Origin of the sequence: Frankia sp. AiPa1, from assembly GCF_023243075.1 — a bacterium.
Lineage (GTDB): Bacteria > Actinomycetota > Actinomycetes > Frankiales > Frankiaceae > Frankia.
In genome coordinates, this window is sequence record NZ_JALKFZ020000185.1 from 48,506 (window position 1) to 69,745 (window position 21,240).

Here is a 21,240-nt window from a genome sequence, read left to right on the forward strand (position 1 = left end):
CAGCGAGGGGCCCGGTGGACCTGGTGGACCCGGCGCCAGCCGCCATGGCCGCGGCGTCCACCGCAGGTCGGCGGGCGCCCAGACGGAGGGAGTGGGCAGTGACCGATGCCGCGAGCGCGTATGTCGGTGCGGCCGCGATGCCCGCGCCCATCGACGCGGCGGCCGTCCCCACGCTGACCGGGCCAAGCTCGGTCTCCCAGACAATCGGTGCTGGTGCTGGCGCTGGCGCTCCCGTGACCGGTGACGACGCGAATCTCGACGCGCTGGAACGGTGGCACTGGGCGTTGCTGGGCCTGGCGGGACGGCTTCCCGACGAGCTCGTCAGCGAGGCGCGAGCGTGGCTCGCCGCGGGCCTGCGGCTCGACGTCGCACAGGCCATCGCCTTCGCCGTGACCGCGGGCCAGGGCGGTGGCGGACGGGACGAGCTGCGCCTGGTCCGCGATGAGTTGCTGGCCGCGGGCGGTGACGACGATCTGGCCGCCGCACTCGGTGCCCACGCCGGCCTCCTCGGTCCCACTGGTCCTGACGGCGCCGGCCAGGCCGAGGCCGTCGAGGAGGTCGGACCTGACCCGATGACACCGGCGGCCTGGCAGTTCCACCCGGTGGAACCGTCGGACAGCGGGCCGGGCGCCGCCATCCCCGTCGACCTGACCTTGTCTGGGCACGCCGAGGGATTCGACCCGCCCGACCGGGCACTGGTGGCCGCGGTCGGTGCCGAGCCCACCGCTGTCGGCCTGTGGCGATCCTGGCGGATACCGGCTGGTGGCGCTCCGTGGCCACCGCCGAAACGTGTGTACGTGGTCACCGTCTCCGCCGCGGCCCTCATCTCCTCACCGGCGCACTCGGCGTTCTCGCCCGCATCCGGGCCGGTCGCCGTCGCGGCCCGGCTGGGGGAGACGTTGGCGGAGGCGGGCGAACCGGATCCGCAGGTCGAGGTGTGCCCGGCTGGCGTCGAGCCGCCGTCATACCAGGTCAACGCCCGGATCTGCGGGGCCTTGCTGTGGGCGCGCGATCCCGGCGTCGAGGCGTCGGTCGCCCGGGTCTTCGACGAGGTCGATCCGGATTCGGGCCCGCGGTTCGCCGCTGACCGGCCCCGACTGGCAGACCCCCTGGCCTGTGCGGACCTGCTGGCCCGGCTCAACGCCGGTACCCCCGTCCTGGGTACCTCCGCTCGGATGACGGACATTCTCGACCCGGACCGTGGCGAGGTCGTCCCGATGACGTTCCGCACCGACGGGTCCTGGGTGTGGACGGACACCTGCGCGTACTACCTGGACCAGCACGGCGTCCTTCCCGACCCGGAGCTGGTGGAGCACCTCACCGCGCGTCCCGCGGTCGGTCTCGCCGACGAGGTGGTTCTGCACCGCGTGCTCGCCCAGCTTCTCGGCCTGCCCACCGAGGAGCCGGTCTGGGTCGTGCCGCAGATGTCTTCCCCGCCCGTCCCGGACAGCCCTGGCAGCACACCCACTCCCGGCAGGACGGATGGCCCCATCGGGCCCCACCTCCCGGACGGTGCCCACGTCCCGGACGGTGCCCAGACACTGGACGAGTCACATGGGCCGGACGGGTCCCACGCCGCGGCCGGGCCGCGCGTCCCGGACACGCCTCCCGCCGCGCCCGAGCCTCTCGCCGCGCGCGGTCAGCGGCCTGCGGAGAACGGATGACCGTGATCCTTCCCGCGGCGATGCCGGTCCGCCTCGGCGGTCCGCGGGCCGCTTCCCCGGCCTCGGGCGCCGTGGCCTGGCCCGACCCCGCTGACCCCGCGTCGGCCCCGCGTCGGGCGGTGGACCATGGGCCGGGGATCCCGCCGGACGACAGCGGATGGCTGGCACGCCCCGGCCTTCCGCCGCAAGCCCCCACCGCCCATCCGGAGGGTGTAGGACCGCCCCGGTCGATGGCCGCGTCCCTGGCCCGTCCGGCGGGTGTGGCGGCGGTTCGTCCCGAACGTGAGGACCAGCCGAGGGGAGCGACCTGCGCGGGAGCGGCTTGGACGCCCGATGGTCGGCCCCGGCCATGGCCGCGGGTCGTCCAGCGGCCCGAGGGCCGGGCGGGGCAGCCACGGACGCCAAAACGTGCCACCCGGTCGCCGGCGTCGGCCGACCCCATCGTGCGGCGGCTGCTTGCCGGGAGCATCAACACTGTCGCCGGACGGTTCCTGCACGATCCCTGGGCCGCCCCCGACCGGCTGCCCGCCGCGCCGTGCGGCCTTTTCGTCGTGCATCTCGGCAGTGGTGTCGCTGGTTTCCAGGCGGGTGGACGGCCGGTGCCCCCGGCAACCCTCGCCCGGCTGATCCGCGCCTGCCCGGAATGGCGGGGACGTCCGCTGCTGCTGCTGCCCCGGCCGCAGCCCGCGCCGGAGCGACTCGCCTGGCTCGTGCATGCCTTGCTCGCTGACCTGCGGGTGCCCATCCACACCGCGGACGCGGGTGTCTGGATGCTGCCCGGCAGCGTGTTCACCGGAGGCACCTTCCGACGCTGGCATCTGGAACGTGCCCCGAACGGCGGGCCAGTCGCCCTGGATGTCGGCCCATGGCTGCCGCGGCCCACAGCCGCCCCCGCCCGGCCGCGGGTTGGCATCGCTCGCCGCCGTCGCTCCGCGGCCCCCGCGCCGTATCCCGCCACCGGCACCCTTCTCGTGGCCGCTGGCACCACCACCATCGCCGCCGCTACCGCTACCACTGCCACCAGCACCAGCACCGCCGCCGCCACCAGCGCCACCGCCGCCTCTGCCGCCGCCTCTGCCTCTGCCTCTGCCTCTGCCACCACCAGCGGGACCATCGCCCCGACATCGGCCACCCCCACCACGGCTGGTGCCTTCGCCCCTCCCGCCACTACCACCCCGGGCGCCACCCTTCCGCCGGTGCCGGTGCCGGTGCCGGTGCCGGTGCCGGTGCCGTCGCACGGCGTGTGGGTCCCGCGTCCGCTCGAGTCCATGCCCGCGGTGGTGCGCCGGGGCCTGCCGCCTGACCTGCCGTGGCCACCACCGTCGATGCCGTCGGCCGCAGGCCCAGGACCCGCCCATGGCGAGGACCCGGCGCAGACCGGACCACAGGACCAGATCGATCTGCTCGCCCAACTCGGCTTCCACGCGCAGCCCCCGGAGCCCCACCAGCCTCCGCCCGCGGAGCGAGAGGACGGCGCGGATCCGGAGGATGCTGATTCGCCAGGTGCACGCCCGTCCGATGCGGGTGCACGGGACTCCACGCGACGCGGGCGACCGGGACGGCGGGCGCGGCGCTGGGCGATCCGACGCCCGCGAGGTGCGGCTCGCGGCGGTCCGCACGCGGACGGCTCTGAGACGGCGCCAGCCGACGAAGGCCGGACGGACGCCGATCGGCACACCTCCAGCGACCCTTGGCCGACTGACAGCGGCGAGCGCGGGCAGGCACCGTCTCCGCAGGCACCGTCTCCGCACGGACATGGTCATGGCCCAGCCCCAGCTACCTCGGCAGGGGCGCCCGGTCCGGGTGAACCGGGCGAATCGGGCGAGCGGGACACAGTCCACCCTCAGGCGTGGCGCGCTCATCCGCCGCGGTCGTCCAGTTGGCCGCGAAACTCCGACTGGCCGCCGGCATCGGGTTGGCCGGATTTCGAGGCAGAGGCGCCGGGCGAGCCGGACGCTATCCCCTTGCGAGCGGACGGCGCGGCTCGGACGGCGGCGGTATCCGGCCACGGGCAAGCGTCGCCGGGCTACGGGATGGGAGCGCCGGAGTCCAGGCCGGGTGAGGGCGGCCGGTCGCTGCCCCCCAGCCCGATGGGGGGAGCGCCGGCCTCGGTCCCTGCTGGGCCCTCGCATCCAGGCATGCGTAATGGCCAGGTCGTGCCGCCTGTGCCGCCCGTGCGGCCTGTCCCGCCCATCCATGAGCACATGCCCTGGGCGGGTGCGGCGCCCGAGCCCATCCCATGGGCGGCCTCGGGAGCGGTGATTGAACCGATGCCGATGCCGATGCCGGTGCCAGCGCCGGTCGCGGTCGCGGTCGCGAGGCCAGGGGCACCATCGCCGTCGCAGCCAGAGCCCGAGTCGGTGTCGGTGCCAAGGCCGGGAGGCCGCCGCAGCTGGTGGCAGGTGCGGCCGCGGATCACCCCGACCGACCGGGACCGGTTGCGGACCCAGTTCGGCTGGCGCTATGAGGCCCACGCCCGCGCGGTCCTCGGCACGCTCGCCCTCCACCCGGGCCTGCGGTCCGCAGGCAGCTCGCCGGAGATCCTGACCGGCCTGGTCTGCACGCGTGCCTACCTGGCAGCGCACGTCCCGGCGGCCGGCGCGGGCCGGGCCGACGCGCACGACACGCCGACGGAGGCCGAACGGGCGGTGGACCTGGCGCTGCGAGGCGATGGTTCCACACCTGCCGAGGCCTTCCTGATCGCCCGCTGCGCGGCCGTGGGCCTGGCCCGACTGCCCGCGGTCGTCGGCGCGGTGTACCACGACGCGGTCCCCGACCTTGCCGTGATCAGGCACTACCGGCCCGGCGAGCTGCTCACCGAGCCCGCGTTCCTCGAGGTGTCGACCACGCTGTCCGGTGCGCCCAGCATGTCGCCCGGTGTGCCCACCGCGCCATCCGGGGCACCAGGTATGCCGCCCGGTGTGCCCACCGCGCCGTCCGCGGGGCCGCCCCCCGTGGGGGCTATCCCGGGCACGGTGCGCTACGTCATCTGGTCGTCCACGGCCCGGCGGACCGGTCTGCTTTCCGCTGATCTCGCCGGACGCGGTCCGGACGCCCCGGACGCCCTGCTCGGCGCCGGCACCTGTTTCGTCGTCCTCGCCGTGGAGCCCGGCCCGGCGCAGACCGGCGGTGTGACGGTGCTGCTGCGCGAGGTGCTCGCGGGCCGTCGTGCCGACCCCGGCCTGGACGAGCGGATCCTGGGGCGGCTGCGGGAGACCAGAGCCGACACCGCCCCCGCCGGTACGCGGGACGCCCCCGTCAGCGCGGATCACGGTGACGACGCCGCCGGCCCGCGGCCGTGGGCCTCGCGGGCCGCCATCGGCATCAGCGCCGACGGCAGACTGTTCGACCCGGACGGTGCCCGACCGGCACCCGACGTCGAACCGGGCCCGACCCCATGACCCGCCCGTACGGCTCCCGTCGTGGCATCACCCGCTTGGGCGGTGCCCGTCGCCGGGGCGGCCGTCGCCGGGGAGTCCCGTGCCGGGGTGGTCGTCCCCGCGCTGCCCGTCGGGGTCTGCCCCGCCGCCCGGCCTGTTCCCGCCTGACGCTTTCCCGGAGGAGACCGTGATGAGCGCGTCCGTCCTGTCCGTCTCCGCGACGGACGCCGACTGCGTGACCGGCATCGCCCGGGCCCTGGTCACCGCCGCCGCCGGCGACACGGTGGCGGTGCGCCCCGGGCGGTACCGGGAACCGCTGGTGTTCACCCGCGACGTCATCCTGGTCGCCGAGGAGGGGCCGGGTAGCGTCGTCATCGAGGTGCCCGCGGGCAGCGCCCTGCTCGTCGCCGGCGGCGAGGTGTGGCTGCGCGACCTCGAACTGCGCGGCGGCGACGGCGACTACCCCCTGCTGCAGGTCGCCGGCGGGCGGCTGCGAATGGAGGGCTGCGAGATCCGGGCGGACGGGGCGGCCGCCGTGCACCTGCGGGGTGGCTGGGCATCGGTGCGGGGCGGGAGCATCACCAACGGTGCGGGTGCCGCGCTGGTCGCGGACGGACGGGCCGGGGCGGAGCTCACCGACGTGGCGCTGGACGCCTCCGGCGGGCCCGCCCTCACCGTCGGCGGCGAGGCCGCGCCCGTGCTGCGCGGCTGCACGATCCGCAGCGACGACGGCGTCACGGTGGTCGCGGCCGGCAGCGGATCGCCGATGCTCGAGGGCTGCCAGGTGGGTCCGGCCCTCGGCGTCGCCGTCCTGGCCCAGCAGCAGTCACGGCTGCGGATCGCCGGCACGGAGATCCGCGGGGGTCAGGCCGGCCTGCTGGTGACCGACTCCGCCGCCCCTGTGCTCGACCACTGCCTGCTGCGCGAGGCGGCGGGCCACGGCGTGGTCACCCGCGACCGGGCGGTTCCGCGACTGGTCGACTGCACGATCGAGGCACCCGCCGGCCACGGCCTGCACGCGGCCGGCCGGTCCGCGCCGGTGCTGGAACGCTGCGAGGTGAACGCCAGCCGGGCGGCCGGTGTCGTCGCGGACGAGCACGCCGGCCCGGTGCTGCACGCCGGCGCCGTCGTGGGCTGCGGTGACGTCGCGGTGCTGCTGCTCGGCGAGTCGGCGGCACACCTGGACGGCGTGCGGCTGAGTGACAGCCCGGTCGCGATCACGATCGAGGGGTCCGCGGCGCCCGTCCTGAGCGGCCTGTCCATCGACGGCGTCACCTACGGGGTGCACGCCACCGGCGGCGCCGGGCGGATCGCGGACAGCGCCGTGCACGACGTCCGCCGGGCCGGGATCCGCCTTGCGGGGGACGCGGCGACACAGGTCGACAACGTGTGGGTCACCGGTGGCCGGGTCGGCATCGAGATCGCCGAACGGGCCACGCCGCGGCTGCGCGCCGTGCAGGTCAACGGCGCCCGGGACGCCGGGATGCTCGTGCGTGACCGCGCCTGGGCGCAGGTGGCCGGCATCCGCGCCCACGACGGCGCCAGGGCGGGCCTGGTCCTCGGCCCCGGCAGCAGGGCCACGATCACCGAGGTCGAGGTGGTCGGCAACCACGGCGCCGGCATCCTCGTCGAGACCACCGAGGACGTGTCGATCTCCGGCGGCATGGTGCGGGGCAACGGCGGCGAGGCCGTCGAGGTGACGGTGCCGACGAACCGGCTGCGGATCATCGGCGTCGACACCGGGCACAACAACATCACGGTGGGATACCGGGACGTCCCCCCGGCACATGCTGACGCTGGTTCGCTTGCCCCGGCCCCGGCCGCCGCCGCCGGACAGTCGCGGGCGGCGCCGTCAGTATCCCCCGCCGCGTCCGCCTCGTCTGGCTCATCCGGACCGTCATCCTTTGCCGGACCGTCCTCATCGGCCGCGCCGCCCGCGCCGTTCGCCCCATCCGCGCCGCGCCCCTCCGTCGAGTCGCCCGGCTCCGCTCCCGGCTCTCCCGGCTCGGGGTCCGCGGCGGGTCCGTCGTCCTTCCCGCCCGCGTCCGGCTTCCCGCCCGCGTCCGGCTTCCCGCCCGCGTCTGGCGGCGCGCCGTGGCCGCACCCGGCGTCCCCCGGGCGTACGGCGGACCATCCGTCCGACCGGTTCGGATCGCCCGGGCACGGGTCGGTGACCGGGCAGTCGCCGGACCGGCCGGGTTCGGCCGCACCCGCCCCGCACGAGTCCTGGGGGGGCGCGCCCTCCTCGCCCGAGGGCCCCGCACCGTCGTCACCCGGCGGAGCCGGTCCGGCCGGGGGAACGGACACGGTGGCGGCGCTGCTGGCCGAACTGCACGCACTCGTCGGCCTCGACGGGGTCAAACACGAGGTCGCCACCCTGGTCGGGCTACACCAGGTGGCCAAGCGACGCCGGGAGGCACGCCTGAGCGTGCCGCCGATGTCACGCCATCTCGTGTTCGCCGGGCCGCCCGGTACCGGCAAGACGACGGTGGCCCGGCTGTTCGGGCGGATCCTCGCCGCTCTGGGGGTGCTGTCCGCCGGGACGATGGTCGAGGTCGCCCGCGCGGACCTCGTCGCCGAGCACGTCGGCGGCACCGCGGTCAAGACGACCGCGCGGTTCAACGAGGCGCTCGGTGGGGTGCTGTTCATCGACGAGGCCTACACCTTGACCCGCGACAGCGGGGACGGCTTCGGCCGGGAGGCGATCGACACCCTGGTCAAGCTGATGGAGGACCACCGGGACGAGATCGTCGTCGTGGTCGCCGGCTACTCGCCGCAGATGCGCTCGTTCCTCACGGCGAACCCCGGCCTCGGCTCCCGGTTCGCCCGGACCATCGAGTTCGACAGCTACTCGGATGAGGAGCTGGTCACGATCGTCGAGCGGCTGTGTCGAAACCACCACTACGCCCTGGAGTACGAGACGCAGCTCGAGCTGCTTGGCCACTTCGCGTCCCTGGCCCGGTCGGAGACGTTCGGCAACGCCCGGGTGGCCCGGCAGGTGTTCGAGGAGATGCTCGGCCGGCAGGCGTACCGGCTGGCGGCCGTCCCCGACGTGCCGGAACTCGAACTCGCCCGGTTGCTGCCCGAGGATCTCGGCGTCACCCGACGCAACGGCTCAGCCAGGTCCGGCGGTTCGGGCGGCGCTGGCTTCGCGGGTGCTCCAGGTTTCGGGGGTGGCGCCAGCGGCGCGGGTGGTCCGGGTGGGGGAGCGGATGGGCACGGCGGGCGGGACGCGGGCGACGAGCAGCGTCGGACCGTCGACGGGCTGCTGGCCCGGCTGGACACCATGATCGGACTGTCCGAGGTGAAGCGGGAGGTCGCGGACCTCGTCGACCTCATCGCCTCGGCCAAGGCGCGCGTCGAGGCGGGCCTGCCCGCGCCGTCACTGTCCCGCCACCTGGTCTTCGCCGGGCCGCCCGGCACCGGCAAGACGACGGTGGCCCGCCTCTACGGCGAGCTGCTCGGCGCGCTCGGCGTGCTGCGCTCCGGCCAGCTCGTCGAGGTCGCCCGCGCCGATCTCGTCGGCCAGTACGTCGGGCACACCGCGGTGAAGACCACCGAGGTGTTCGAGAAGGCCCGCGGCGGCGTGCTGTTCATCGACGAGGCCTACACGCTGTCCGGCACCGGGCAGGGCCACGACTTTGGGCGGGAGGCGATCGACACCCTGGTCAAGCTGATGGAGGACCACCGCGACGACATCGTCGTCATCGCGGCCGGCTACACCGGCGACATGGTCCGCTTCCTGGCCAGCAACGCGGGCCTGGCCTCGCGGTTCAGCCACCAGATCACCTTCGCGTCCTACGCCCCCGACGAGCTCGTCGCGATCTTCGAGCGGCTGGCCGGTGCCGGCGGCTACGAGCCACACGGCCAGGCTCTGGAGCTGCTGCGCCGCCACTTCGGCGAGGTCAACCGCGGCGAGACCTTCGGCAACGGACGGTACGCCCGCCAGGTGCTCGACCGCGTCATCGTCCGCCAGGCCGGACGGCTGCGCGCCCTGGAGCGCCCCACCACCGAGGACCTCCAACAGCTCCTGGCCGACGACGTCCTCGCCGCCTTCACCCCCCGCTGACGGGATCGCACCGGCCTCGCGGGGCCAGTCGGTCTCCCTGATCGTCCCGCCCTGCGCGACGATGCGCCCCACCAGCCTCCGCGCGGCGGCCGTATCCCCCGATCGTCACGCGGTGCGGTCGGCCGCCGGACAAGATCCGCCTACACAGGTCGTCGTGGGGGTAAAAAGGGACACGAACCCGCCCACGGCGACCTGGTTGGATCTTGGGTGCACTCGGCTCTGGACTAGCCGTCACGGACCGTGGCGTGGCCTCGTCGTTCGAGGGCGCTGCGTCTACGCGGCCCGCAGGCCCATCCGTTCGGCCTCGCGGCGTAGTGAGCGTAGGGCGTAGTGCAGGCGGCTTTTCACCGTGCCCTCGGGCAGGCCGAGGACGGAGGCGGCCTGGGCGCAGGTGCGGTCATGGAGATAGACCTCGACGATGGCCGCCCGGTGCTCGGGCCAGATCCGGTCGAGCACGGCGGAGACGACCGCGGCTGCCACGACCCCCTCGGCGTGGTCCGGCGCGGCGGCCACCTCGGAATGCTCGGGCGCGAGCTCCTGCTCCGCAGGCCGGGTCTGACGCGAACGGTGACCGTCGACCACCAGGTTGTGCGCGACCCGTCGCAACCAGCCGTGTACCGAGCCCCGCTCGGGGGTCAGTCGGTCGAGGTGGTGCCAGGCTCGCAGCAGGGTCTCCTGGACGACATCCTCGGCCCGGGCCCGGTCGCCGCCGGTCAGATGCGTGCAGTAGGCGAGCAGGGCCGCACGATGTGCGAGCGCGAGCTCGTAGAAACGCTCACCGTCCACTCCGGCGGAACTGCCTCCGACGGAACTGTCTCCGGCGGAGGCGGAGGCGGCGGTGGCGGCTGGCTTCTCGACATCAATGAATGTGTCGACGCAAACTGATTTCTCGGCATCGGTTGATGTCTTTGTACCAGCCGGCGTCTCGAAGTCATCGGATTTCTCGGTGTGCACGGATTCCACGGAGTCGGCTGATCTCGTGGCGCCCGTGGATCTGTCGTCCTGATCGAATCTCGTGGCCTCGGAAATCCCGGTTGCGCCGACGGGAACGGGGACGTCGACGGGACGGCGGGTCAGACAGGTCATACACCGAACGTTGCGACAGCTGGCCTGATCGTAGCTACGGAGTGGTCCCTACCCGGGCGTGGGTCGGCACCCGATCCTGGTAGGGCTGTCCCTACCGGGGGATCGGGTGGCCCGGGCGGCGAGAATGCAGTGGGCGCGCACAGGCCATCCTGCGGCTAGTGCATGTGGCCGTACCGGACGCCGATGATCGCGGCCAGGATCAGCCCGATGATCGCGATCACCACGGCCAGCGCGACGAGACCTCGCTGGCGTACCGAGAGATCGCCGTCCCCCAGGCCGGCGGGCGCCGCCGCTCCACCCGGCCCGCCAGGACTGCCCGGCCAGCCAGATGTGGCTGGGCTGCCAAGACCGGCCGGTCCGCCAGGTCTGGTCGGTCCGCCGGGAGCGGCGGGGCCGCTGGGACTGGTCGGTCCGCCGGGACTGGCCGGGCCGCCGGGGAATCCGGGCGCCCCCGGCACCGGCGGTGCCGCGGGGGTGCGGGGTCTGGTGGCAGCGATCCCGACCGGGTCGGTGCCGCCTGTGGCCCCGGCCGCGACCTGGATGGTCGGATCAGCCGACGCCGTCGGCGGTGCGACCGCCCCGGCCCGCTGGGGCATGGGCGCACCGGTGCCCATCGCCTGTGCGGCCGACGGTGCCCTGGTGAGTGGTGCCTGCACGATGGCCGCCGCCGCGATCCGGGCCGCACCGAGCGCCACCACGTGCTTGGGATGGGCGTCCACGACGGTCGGACGGCCCAGAGCCGCCTCGACCTTGCGTGCCACCAGCGGTATCCGCGAGCAGCCGCCGGCCAGCAGCACCGCCGTGAGGTCCGTGGGACCCACCTCGGCAGAGCGCATCGCGCGGTGCAGGGCCTCCACGGTGGCATCGATCGACGGCGTGATCATCTCCTCGAACCGGGCCCGGGTCAGCGGGACCTCGGCGCGCACGGTCGGCAGGAACACCGAGATCGCGGTCTCCTCGTCGAAGGACAGCGCCTCCTTGGCCAGCACACATTCCTGGCGCAGTCGGGCGAGCCCAACCGAGGACTCCCGGTCGTGGCGGTCGAGCGCGCTCACCGCTCCGCCGAGCTCCTGGTCGACGTGATGCAGCACGGCCTCGTCGAAGTCGACCCCGCCGAGCCACTCGACACCCTCCGGCACGCCGAGGATGCGGGCCTCGCGGCCGGTCACCCGCAGCAAAGCCGTGTCGAACGTGCCGCCGCCAAGATCGTAGACGGCGACGACGTCACCTTCGGCAAGCGCGTGTGTCGCGAGGTAGTGGGTGGCGGCGGCCACCGGCTCCGTCGCCATGGTGACGGCGGCGACACCGAGCGCGTCGAAGCCGGCTAGGCGCGGTACCTCGTCGAACTCCTCCAGGCGGAAGCGGCCCCACACCGCGGGCCGGGTGAGCACGACCTGGTCTGGCGGCCCGCCGTGCATCTGCGCGACGGTGCGCACCGTGTCGGCGAGGCTCGCCGCGAGCAGCGCCGATGGCGAGAACGGCGCACCGCCAAGCATCACCGGGGTCGGATCACCGAGCCGGCGCTTGAAGCCCCACGCCACCTGGTCGGGGGCGCGGGGTGCCCGCCGCGCCGCCATGTCTCCGCTGAGCAGCCGGCCGTCGCGTTCGGCGAACACGACCGCCGGGGCGGCGATGCTGCGGGTCCCGAGACTGACCATCTCGGTGTGCAGCGGACGGGCCCGCCCCGGCAGGCTGTGACCGGCCGGGGCGATCAGGCCGTGGCCAGCCGCCCCGGCCAGGCCATGGCCGGGGGAGCCGGGATCGGTGGGAGCGCCGGGCCAGGCCTGTGCTGACGGTGCATCCTGGCGCGGCTGCCCGATCGCCGCGGCGGTGAAGGTGGTTCCGAGATCGACGCCGAGCCCGTAGCTCACCGTGCGGACCTCCGATAGGCCGGGCCTCGGGGAGGATCTGGGCGATGCTCGTCCGGGTCCTCCGGGGACGTCCCCACAGTGTAGGGGCGTACCGGGTGGCCACGAATCGTGGCATCGCCGGGAACATCAGGATCCTTCATCCGCATCCGTGCGCGCCACGTTGAGTGGGCGCGCTCGGCCGTCCGCGGAGAACGGGGCGGCCACGGGATCGGCTGAGGGCCCCGGGCTCGGCATGATACCGGCCTGGGGCCCTCAGTGGCGGGGTCAGTGCGTGTGGAGACGGTGCTCGCCGCCGCTGACATCCCGCTGGACGTGATCGATGTCACGCCGAGGATGACGCTGTTTGCTCAGTACTGCGTGTGCCGGGCGGCCCTTCGACGAACTGGCCGCTCTAGTAACGCCAGTATGGCCGGTGGTTGCGCGACCGGTCGTAGCTGACCGGATGGTATCGGCGGTGGTCGTCGTAGCGGGAGTGGTCGTCCCGGGAGTGGTCGTCCCAGGAACGGTCGTCCCGGGAGTGGTCGTCCCGGGAGTTATCGGTGTAGCGGTTGTCCCGGTTGTCGCCGTTGTCCTTGTCGCGGTCGTTGCCGCTGTTGGGACCGACGTTGCTGCGGCCGCCGATGTTGCGGTAGTTGCCGGAGCTGTGGTCGTCGCGGGAGTTGTCGACCCGGGAGTTGTCGGTGTAGCGGTTGGTCTGCTCCACGTGGTTGACGGGGGTGGCCGCCGAGGCCACCGCCGGCATCACCATGATCCCGGCGGCGGCTCCCACCGTCGCCGCCCACACGCGCACGTGCCTTCTTTGCCGAGACATTTAACTCCTTATGTATCGATGAATTGGACCGCACCCCCTACGGCCATCTTGAAATGAAGAGTAGACCGTGCACCTGGAGATCCGCGCATTCGCAGCCGCGACACGCGTGTGTCGCCCGACCGACAATCAGGAGGTCGCGTGGCACCTCTCGATGCCGCGGGGATCGTGCTAAACGTCGATTCTCTTTCTCTGCTTTTGGCCGGAGGTGTCCTGGTGGCCTGGATCCGGTCCTCATGTAGGGTTTTTTCGGCCTCTTTGGGGTGCGTGCGGTGGCTCGATGGCGGGGCCGTGGAACTGGTGGTGGAAGTGCGCGCGATGGTCGGGTCGTAGTGGTCGTGCTATGGGCGCCTCGGCGTGCACCGCAAGTCTGGCGGTGGCCGGGAAGAATGCTCATAACGTTTTGTCTGGCCTGGCTTCTCCGTGCTGGTCCGGGTCCTGCGGCGCACTCGACCGCGGTTTTCCTCCCGGAGCTGGGAGATGACCGGTCTCCCGCAGCCGCATGGGCGTTTCGGAATACGCCGTGGTGCTGGGTGGCCGCGGGTCGGGCCCTGGCATTCCGGCGGCGGTGGCGGCTTGACGCCGAAGGCCTTGCCGTCTGGGACGCTGTCGTCTGGGACCTCGTCGCCACCCGCCGACCCTTCCGCGGTCGGCGGGTGGCGACGCAGGCCAGCCACCGCGGCCCGATGGAGGGGTGCGAAGGTGGTCATGTCCGAGTGCCCCTACGGAAGCGCCCTGGGCGCTCCCGCCCGGCGCACGCCTGCCTTCGGTCGGGCCGAAGGGGCGGCCAGGGTGCGATCGAACGTATGTTTGATATGCTTGCTGTATGGGAGTAGCGCCGTTCCAGCCCTCACTGCTCGATGGCGCGCTGCTCGATGGCGCACTGCTCGACGACGCCCCGTCGGCGGCACTCGGGCCGCTGGGGGGCGCCGTGCGCAGGCATCCGCTGTCACATGGCGCCTGGGTGGATGTGCGTCGCGGCTGGGTGCAGGGGGCCGACGTGGTGTTCGCCCGGCTGCGGGAGGAGGTGCCCTGGCGGGCCGAGCAGCGGCCGATGCACGACCGGGTCGTCGCCGTTCCGCGTCTGCTCGCCTGGTACGGCCAGGGGGCGGTGCTGCCCGATCCGCTGCTCGGCCAGGCACGTCACGCGCTGGACGAGCACTACGGTGGTGAGCTCGGGGAGCCGTTCGCCACGGCGGGGCTGTGTCTGTACCGGGACGGGCGCGACAGTGTCGCCTGGCACGGCGATCGGATCGGCCGTGGCGCGCGGGTCGACACCATGGTCGCGATCGTCGTGCTGGGCAGCCCGCGTCCGCTGCTGCTGCGCCCGCGCAATGGCGGCTCGGCGCTGCGCTTCGACCTCGGCCACGGCGATGTGGTCGTCATGGGCGGGAGCTGTCAGCGCACCTGGGATCACGCCGTTCCCAAGACGGCGCGCCACGTCGGCCCGCGGATCAGCGTCCAGTTCCGTCCGCGTGACGTCCGATGAGCGGGATGGGCCCCGTCGGCGCAGGGGCGCGGGAATGCGAGAAATGGCCGAGGGCCCAGGCCCGGCGTGGTGCCGGTCCTGGGCCCTCGGTGGCGGGTCGAAGTGTCGGAGCCGCGGAGGCTTTCGCTCGACCCGGCCGCTTTCCTGCTGGCGGGACCGAAGCCCGCGCTGGCTCGCCATCCGCACGGTCGACGTCATGTGATCGGCTGGCCATGCGAACAGTCTGGGCCGAGGCGAATCGCCGGAGGAGAAAAGGTGCCGCCGGCTACGCGATCCGCATGACAGACAAGTCGCGGCACCGACGACTCTGCAGCGCCGATTGTTCTAACGGTGTGGGTACCAGGGGTCCGGGCCGTTCTGATGGCCTGGGCCATGATCGTGGCCTGGCCGGTTCGGGTGACCCGGCGGGTTGTGGTGACCGGGCGGGTACCAGGGCGGGGGGTTCGGCGGGTACCAGGGCGGCGGGTTCCGGTGGCCTGGCGGGTTGTGGTGACCGGGTGGGTACCAGGGCGGCGGGTTCCGGTGAACGGGCCCGTGCCGGGGCGGGTCAATCCGGTGGCCCGGACGGTAATAGTCCGGACCATGCGCGGCGTTTCCGGGATTCCGGATGTTTGCGTGCGGACCCCCGTATGTGGACGCCGACGCCACCGCGGGCAGGGCCACCACGCCGGCGGCAGCCCCTACCGCCGCAGCCCACATCCGCATCTGCCTTCCCGAGGACATGCTTGCTCCTTCCGCTTTGATGGAATGGCTGCACCGCTTACCACCACGTGCGGATTGGAGAGTAGACCGCGGGCGTCGGAATCGGTGAACCTGCCCGCGCGACACGCCTGTGTCGCGCGTCGGGAATTCGGGTAGTCATGTCCAAGATTATGGAGCCTTGGTGATGGTTTTCGCCCGGTGCCGCCGGGCGGTCGTCCTGACCATGACTGCCTGGCTTTCGATGGGCGGAAACCCGTTGGCATTGCCCCGCGGCGTGCGTCGTGGAAGTTTTCCCGAACGTTGGAAGCTGGGGTGGCCCCGACAGGCCGTGTGCTGACCAGTCGGGCCGCCGATGCCAGCCAGGTCAGGTGACCGTGTAGGGCTCCGTCTCGCGGGCTTCGCGCAGAGCTCGTCCCCACCAGGCGAGCTGGTCGAGCAGGCGGGCGGCGGCCGTGGCGGCCTGTGGGTCGGTGGCCACCCGGCCATCGGCGGCGAAGTCCGTGCCGCGCACGCCATGCAGGCTCACGCCGTCTCGGACACCGACGGCATGCAGCTCGGCGAACACGCCGCGCAGGTGCTCGACGGCGCGCAGCCCCCCACTGACCCCGCCGTAGGAGACGAAGCCGACGGGCTTGGCGAACCACTCCTGCCGGTAGCAGTCCAGAATGTGCTTGATCGCAGCCGGATAGCTGTGGTTGTACTCCGGTGTGATCACGACAAAGCCGTCCGCGGCGGCGAGGCGCCGGCCGAGTGCCAAGCGGGCCTCGGCAAGCGCCGGATCGCCGGGGTCGGCCCCCGGATGATCCAGCGGGGCCGCGGCCGGATCGACCAGATCGAGGCGAACATCGTCGCGCCCGCGCGTCTGGTCGGTGAACCACGTTCCCACCATCGGCCCCAGCCGTCCCGGCCGGACGCTACTGAGGAGAACCGTCAGGTTCAGGGGACGGGCCCGATGCTTCGCCGGGTCGGCCACGTGCATCGCCTCGGGCGCGTCCCCCGTCACGAAAGCCGCGTCCGTATGCGTGTTCGGGGTCGTGTATGTGCTCGTCGGAGGTACCAACGCAGGCTCCCGCGGGAAGATCGGTGCGGACGCCGGGGTGGCGTCCCGCGCTGCGCCGATCCTCAAGGATGAATCTGACTTCATGTCAAGCGCTGCGGGACCCGGCCTGGTTACGATCCCGCCAGACACGGGCGGGGCCAGGGGCGGGCCGGGAGGGACGCGATGGTCGGACGGGGCGGGATCGTGCTGTCGGCCACCGCCGCGGGTGGCGGTGCCATGGTGGGGGCGGGAGTCGGGCTGTGGCGGCTCGCGCTGGTGCAGGGCACAGCGGCGGATCAGAAGGTCCGGCCGCTGACGACCCCCGCACCGCCGGTGCGCGAGTACTACGGCAACCCGGCGGATCCGCCGTTCGTCCTGGCCATGGTCGGCGACTCCAGCGCGCAGGGCACCGGTGTACACCACTACGACGACACTCTCGGCGGCTGGCTCGCCAGCCGGATCGCCGCCGGCGGCCGGCATGTGCGGGTCGTCAGCGCCGCGGCGAACGGCGCCCGCGCCGAGCACCTCGCCGCGCAGGTCGCCCGGATCGCCCAGCTCGCCCCCGCGCCGCCCGACCTTGCCATCGTCTCGATCGGCGTGAACGACATCCGGGCGCGCACGCCCTCGGCGCAGGCCGCCCGCCACCTGGGCGTGGCCGTCGCCGACCTGCGCCGCGGTGGGTCATCGGTGATCGTCGGCACCACCCCCGACCTCAGCGTCATCGCGGCGGTCCGTCCTCCGCTGCGGCAGGTCGTGTGGCTGCTGAGCTGGCACCTCGAGCGGGCCCAGGCCCCGGCGGTTCTCGCTGCCGGCGGCATCGCGGTACGGATGCGCACGTCAGTGTCACGGGCGTTCGCCGCCGATCCGACCCTGTTCGCCGCCGACGGCCTGCACGCCTCCCCGCACGGCAACGCCCGGATCGGCGCCGCCCTCTACCATGCCTTCGACCCCGGCCAGCCCGAGCCATCCGGCCAGTCCAGCCGTGCCGACGGGGTCGGCCAGGACGGGCAGCCTGATCAGGCAACGGTCGCCGCTGCGGCGGGCAGGTCGGCGAGACAGATCCGGACCAGGCGGCGGGGGTGGTCGCCGTAACCGCCGGTGCCGCTGTGCTGGACGTGCGGATGCGGCAGTGTCGGGCATCAGCCGCGAGGTAAACCCTTGTCGGGATATTGATCGTGACGTACGAGAGGAATGCTCCGCATACAGTGCGTTGATGTTCCGTTCGTGCGGTCCGGATATCGCTGGTCGCGCGCCGGTCGCGGGTTGTCCGTTGTCGTCCGTCGTCGTCCGCGCGGGGCGTCAGCTGGGGAGAGCGAGGACGATCAGGTTGTCGCGGTAGCTGTGCGTAGCCCGGTCGAACGGACCCCCACAGGTGATGAGGGCGAGCCGCGGCGGGCCGTCGGTCTGGAACACGCCGGTCGTGGCGAGCGCCGTCTTCGCCACATGACGGCGGGCGACCACCCGGTAGGAGTGCGACGTGCCGTCGATGCTCGTCAGGGTCACCACGGTGGCCATCGGGACGGTGTCGAGCGGAAACAGGGCGCCGGGACGTCCGTTGTAGTCGACGTGCCCGGCGAGCACGACCGTCCCTGCCGGGCTTCCCGGCGCCGCACCCCCGGCCCACCAGCCCACGGTCGCCGGATCGCGCGGTACCTCGAGGGCGCCGCTGCCGTCGACCAGGCTCGTGACGATGGGTGCGCTGATCCGGACGTCCGACACGGACAGTGTGGTCGGCCGCTGCGCCCGGGCCGCGGCGGGTCGGGCGCTCTCGTCGGCCGGTGTTGCGGGCGGACCGGACTGGCCAGCCCGCTGGCCGGCCCCCGCGGCCCCCGGGGACGCGTGCGCCCCCGGGGAGCCGGTTGCCGCCGTGCCGGCGTCGAGCGAGCCGGTGTCCGCCGGGGGCCGGGATGTCATCCAGCCGGTCAGGCCGGTGACGCCGACCACGCCCAACAGCACCGCTGTCACGATCATCAGGTGTTGACCGCGGCGATGCCATCGGGTCCAGGCGGCCCTGTGCTGTCGACTGCTGGATGGTGCTGCGGGGTCGCCGGCTCGGCTGCCGCCGGACAGCGCGGCGCCCGGGTCCGCGCGAGGGGGCTCGGAACCGGACGGTTCGGGACCGGACGGATCGGCTGCGTCCGCCTGTCCCGTGTCGGGCATCATCCCCGGCGGCGAGCCAGGTGCGTGCGACGGCGCTGGCAGCCGAACAGCGTTCCGGCGATTCCGATCGACAGGCCCAGTGCGCCCAGCGGAACGACCGGCAGCCGGTTACCCGCCACGAGCAGACCACTGTTACCGGCACTCACCGCGGTGGGCACGGCCGGGGCCGGTCCAGCACCGAAGGAGGCAGGCTGCGGACTGCCCGCGCCTGGTGCGCCTACACCTGGTGCGCCGCCGCCGGGTGTGCCGCCACCAGGTGTGCCACCACCTGGGAAGCCGCCGCCGGGTGTGCCGCCACCTGGGAAGCCGCCGCCGGGTGTGCCGCCACCTGGGAAGCCGCCGCCGGGTGTGCCGCCGCCGGGTGTGCCGCCACCTGGGAAGCCGCCGCCGGGCGTGCCGCCACCAGGTGTGCCGCCACCTGGGAAGCCGCCACCGGGCGTGCCGCCGCCCGGTGTGCCGCTTCCGGGAACGCCGCCGCCGGGTGTGCCACCACCCGGGAAGCCGCCACCGGGAGTGCCGTTTCCGGGAACTCCGCCGCCTGGCGTGCCGCCGCCTGGGATCCCGCCGCCGGGCACCCCGCCGATGCAGGTGGGGTTGTCCTTGGTGGGGACGTTGTCCTTGCAGATGACGGGCGTCCCCACGCCGCCCACGCCGGTGCAGGTGGGATTGTCCTTGGTCGGCACGCCGTCCTTGCAGGGGACGGGCGCCGCCACGGATCCCGGGATGATGATGGGCCCGACGATCGGCCCCGGGATGATAATCGGCCCGACGATCGGCGCGGGATTGACGATCGGTGCCGGTGCTGGCACCGGTGACGGGCAGGCCCAGCCGTCCTTCGCGGGCACGCCGTCCTTGCACGGGACGCTCACCGGTGCGGAGAGCACGTCCTTGACAACCGGGCTGATCGATGCGGCGGCAGTGGCCGTGACCCCGATGCTGCTCGGGCCAGCGCCGATCCGGGGCTGGCCCGTGTCGTCGAGCGCTGAGGCGACGAGATTGCGAATCACGTCCTGCTGGTCCGACGTGATGCCTGCCGTCACGCCCGAGAGGCCACCCGCCGTGGGCGCGAGACCGACGTCCTGCCCCGGAGTGGTCGCTGATGCCGCGCCGACCATGCCCAGCGACAGGCAAAACGAGGCTGTCGCGGCGCCGATCGTTCGGGCGCCCGATTTCGAGAGGGAGCGCGTAGTCCGTTGCATTTTCGTGAGAACTCCCGGCACGTTATCCGGATAACTGGTCGATCGCACCATACAACTGGCCGGGTGTGGTGAAGATTGCGGCGGCCGCGATCTGTGCCCGCGATTGTTGTCACGCACTCCTATGGTCGTGCCCCGAGAGTGCCCCACGGGTCGGCCGCGGCGCTTCCGCTCGCTGGGCAATGCCTGCAGGTCTGTGCCTTGGTAGCGCTCTGACCTGCTACTTCATAGCGGTGAGGCCAGGTTGGAGAGCTCCGATACGCCGCATTCGGTCGATGGCCCTCAGGCCAGAATCCGGATGACTCTCCAATGGTGGGGGAGCGGGCCCGGAAATGAAGGGGAGTCAGGAGCCCTCCGGCCGGACTCGCCTGGTCCATTCGGCTCGGGATAACGGCTGATTCTCGAATCGGCCGCCACCAGTGGGCCGGCTGAGCGTTTGCCGGCGGTCACCGGCCTGGCGGGATGGATGCGGGTTGTGCCCGGAAAATGCCCCCGGAATATGAGTAGCCTGTTCGCGCCGACCCTTTTCGGTCGGTCGGCGCGCCGTCGGAACCCGGTTGCCCGTCCTCGATGCCCCGGACGTGCCCAGCGGATGATCGCCGCCGCTGGGGACAAGTCCGTGCCGCACGGCACACCGATGGTCTCGTCCGCCGGACAGGGCCGTCGACGCCGCGGACGGCCACCGGCACGCCCGGGCACCCTGGGGTGGTTCCTACGGTGTTACCGGATCAGGCACTCCCTGCCACCGGCCCGGTCCGAACCGCCGGCGCCGAGCGGATGCCGAGGTCTCCGTCGGAGGTGCCGGGCCCGGCGACGGGTGTTCCTGCGCCGCTGCCGGAGCCGCTGCCGGCGGTGGCGACTATTCCGGCCGCGGTGCCCGCCGCTGTGCGCGCGCCCGTGCCCGCAGTGCCGGTTCCGCTGCTGGTGCCGGTGTCCAGTGTGTCCTTGGTGGCAGAGGTGACTGAGGTGGCAGGGGTGGCCGAGGAGCCTGTGGCACCCGAGGCGGCGGGCGGTTCATGGAACGTGCCGTAGCTGCCGTCGTGATAGATCAGCGGCGCGGCCGGGCGTTCCATCCGGCTGTCGAGCACCTCGGCGACGACGAGCCAGTGGTCACCGGTGGCGATGCGCTCGCGTATACGGCAGCGCAGCCAGACGGCGGCATCCAGCAGCAGAGGTTCACCGGTGCCGAGGCGGCGCCACCGGGTGGGTGCGGCGAACCGGTCGGCACCCGGCTCGGCGAACCGTCTCGCCAGTTCCCGCTGGTCGTGCCCGAGTAGATGGACGACCAGGGTCTCGGCCGCGTGCAGCGTCGGAACCAGCGATGACGTCCTCGCCAGCGCCAACGACAACAGCGGCGGACGGTGCGACAGGGACGTCACCGAGGTGGCCGTGAATCCGGCCGGCTCGCCCCGACGGGGGAAGGTGACCACCGCCACACCTGCCGCGTGTCGACGGAACGCCTCGCGCAACCCGTCACTCGCCGACGCGAGCTGACCAGCCTGGTCCGCCCGGGCCCCGTCGGCTGCCCGGGCCGTGCCGGCGGTGAGCGGCGTGCCGGCGCTGCGAGCCGTGCTGGGGGTGCGAGGCGGACGGGCCGTCTGGGCCGTCTGGGCCGTCTGGGCCATGGCGGCGGTCCCGGACGTGCGGGGGCGGATCGTCTCGGCTGCCCGGGGCGCGGCGAGCGGGGCAGGCGTGTCCTTCGGCATGACTCCACCTTCCTTCACCTGCGTGTCCGTGTACACCGACCGTCACCTCGGCGAGGTGGGTCGCGGCTCG

At 73.3% G+C, this 21,240-nt stretch carries 13 protein-coding genes; 6 read left to right on the forward strand and 7 right to left on the reverse strand.

What is annotated here, in order from left to right; translation table 11 throughout:
- The first annotated feature begins 98 nt into the window (after nucleotides 1–98).
- From MXD95_RS25190 to MXD95_RS25200, 4 genes are all read left to right on the forward strand, one after another.
- Nucleotides 99–1,664: a hypothetical protein gene (locus MXD95_RS25190; protein WP_250643219.1), complete on the forward strand. Its 1,566-nt coding sequence runs from the start codon at nucleotides 99–101 to the stop codon at nucleotides 1,662–1,664.
- 2,402 nt (nucleotides 1,665–4,066) lie between these two features.
- Nucleotides 4,067–5,065, forward strand: coding sequence for a hypothetical protein (locus MXD95_RS25195; RefSeq protein WP_250643220.1), 999 nt, complete (start codon nucleotides 4,067–4,069; stop codon nucleotides 5,063–5,065).
- Between the two features lie 21 nt (nucleotides 5,066–5,086).
- Entirely contained in the window at nucleotides 5,087–5,212 is a 126-nt protein-coding gene (locus MXD95_RS28725) for a hypothetical protein (RefSeq protein WP_285223768.1), read from the forward strand.
- A gap of 22 nt (nucleotides 5,213–5,234) precedes the next feature.
- Nucleotides 5,235–9,113 (forward strand): AAA family ATPase, encoded by a 3,879-nt coding sequence (locus MXD95_RS25200; protein WP_250643221.1) that lies wholly within the window; start codon nucleotides 5,235–5,237, stop codon nucleotides 9,111–9,113.
- A 273-nt stretch (nucleotides 9,114–9,386) separates the two neighbouring features.
- Here the strand turns inward: MXD95_RS25200 and MXD95_RS29045 are convergent, their stop codons facing one another.
- The 3 genes from MXD95_RS29045 to MXD95_RS25215 all read right to left on the reverse strand — a co-directional run bounded on the left by MXD95_RS29045 (nucleotide 9,387) and on the right by MXD95_RS25215 (nucleotide 12,860).
- Nucleotides 9,387–9,899, reverse strand: coding sequence for a sigma-70 family RNA polymerase sigma factor (locus MXD95_RS29045; RefSeq protein WP_250643222.1), 513 nt, complete (start codon nucleotides 9,897–9,899; stop codon nucleotides 9,387–9,389).
- 455 nt (nucleotides 9,900–10,354) lie between these two features.
- Nucleotides 10,355–12,070: an Hsp70 family protein gene (locus MXD95_RS25210; RefSeq protein ID WP_250643223.1), complete on the reverse strand. Its 1,716-nt coding sequence runs from the start codon at nucleotides 12,068–12,070 to the stop codon at nucleotides 10,355–10,357.
- Nucleotides 12,071–12,461: 391 nt separating this feature from the next.
- On the reverse strand, nucleotides 12,462–12,860 hold the full coding sequence (locus tag MXD95_RS25215) for a hypothetical protein (protein WP_250643224.1): 399 nt from the start codon (nucleotides 12,858–12,860) through the stop codon (nucleotides 12,462–12,464).
- An 844-nt stretch (nucleotides 12,861–13,704) separates the two neighbouring features.
- Here MXD95_RS25215 and MXD95_RS25220 point away from each other — a divergent pair.
- Nucleotides 13,705–14,367 (forward strand): alpha-ketoglutarate-dependent dioxygenase AlkB, encoded by a 663-nt coding sequence (locus tag MXD95_RS25220; protein ID WP_250643225.1) that lies wholly within the window; start codon nucleotides 13,705–13,707, stop codon nucleotides 14,365–14,367.
- Between the two features lie 1,066 nt (nucleotides 14,368–15,433).
- Here MXD95_RS25220 and MXD95_RS25225 read toward each other — a convergent pair.
- Complete coding sequence (locus MXD95_RS25225) at nucleotides 15,434–16,072, reverse strand: NADPH-dependent FMN reductase (protein ID WP_250643226.1); 639 nt, start codon at nucleotides 16,070–16,072, stop codon at nucleotides 15,434–15,436.
- A gap of 219 nt (nucleotides 16,073–16,291) precedes the next feature.
- On the opposite strand from MXD95_RS25225, the gene MXD95_RS25230 reads away from it, so the two are divergent.
- On the forward strand, nucleotides 16,292–17,200 hold the full coding sequence (locus MXD95_RS25230) for an SGNH/GDSL hydrolase family protein (RefSeq protein ID WP_250643227.1): 909 nt from the start codon (nucleotides 16,292–16,294) through the stop codon (nucleotides 17,198–17,200).
- Between the two features lie 207 nt (nucleotides 17,201–17,407).
- Here the strand turns inward: MXD95_RS25230 and MXD95_RS25235 are convergent, their stop codons facing one another.
- The 3 genes from MXD95_RS25235 to MXD95_RS25245 form a co-directional block, all read right to left on the reverse strand.
- Nucleotides 17,408–18,079 (reverse strand): class F sortase, encoded by a 672-nt coding sequence (locus tag MXD95_RS25235; RefSeq protein WP_250643228.1) that lies wholly within the window; start codon nucleotides 18,077–18,079, stop codon nucleotides 17,408–17,410.
- 188 nt (nucleotides 18,080–18,267) lie between these two features.
- Nucleotides 18,268–19,308 (reverse strand): hypothetical protein, encoded by a 1,041-nt coding sequence (locus MXD95_RS25240; protein WP_250643229.1) that lies wholly within the window; start codon nucleotides 19,306–19,308, stop codon nucleotides 18,268–18,270.
- An 884-nt stretch (nucleotides 19,309–20,192) separates the two neighbouring features.
- On the reverse strand, nucleotides 20,193–21,170 hold the full coding sequence (locus MXD95_RS25245) for a flavin reductase family protein (RefSeq protein ID WP_250643230.1): 978 nt from the start codon (nucleotides 21,168–21,170) through the stop codon (nucleotides 20,193–20,195).
- Nucleotides 21,171–21,240 lie beyond the last annotated feature (70 nt).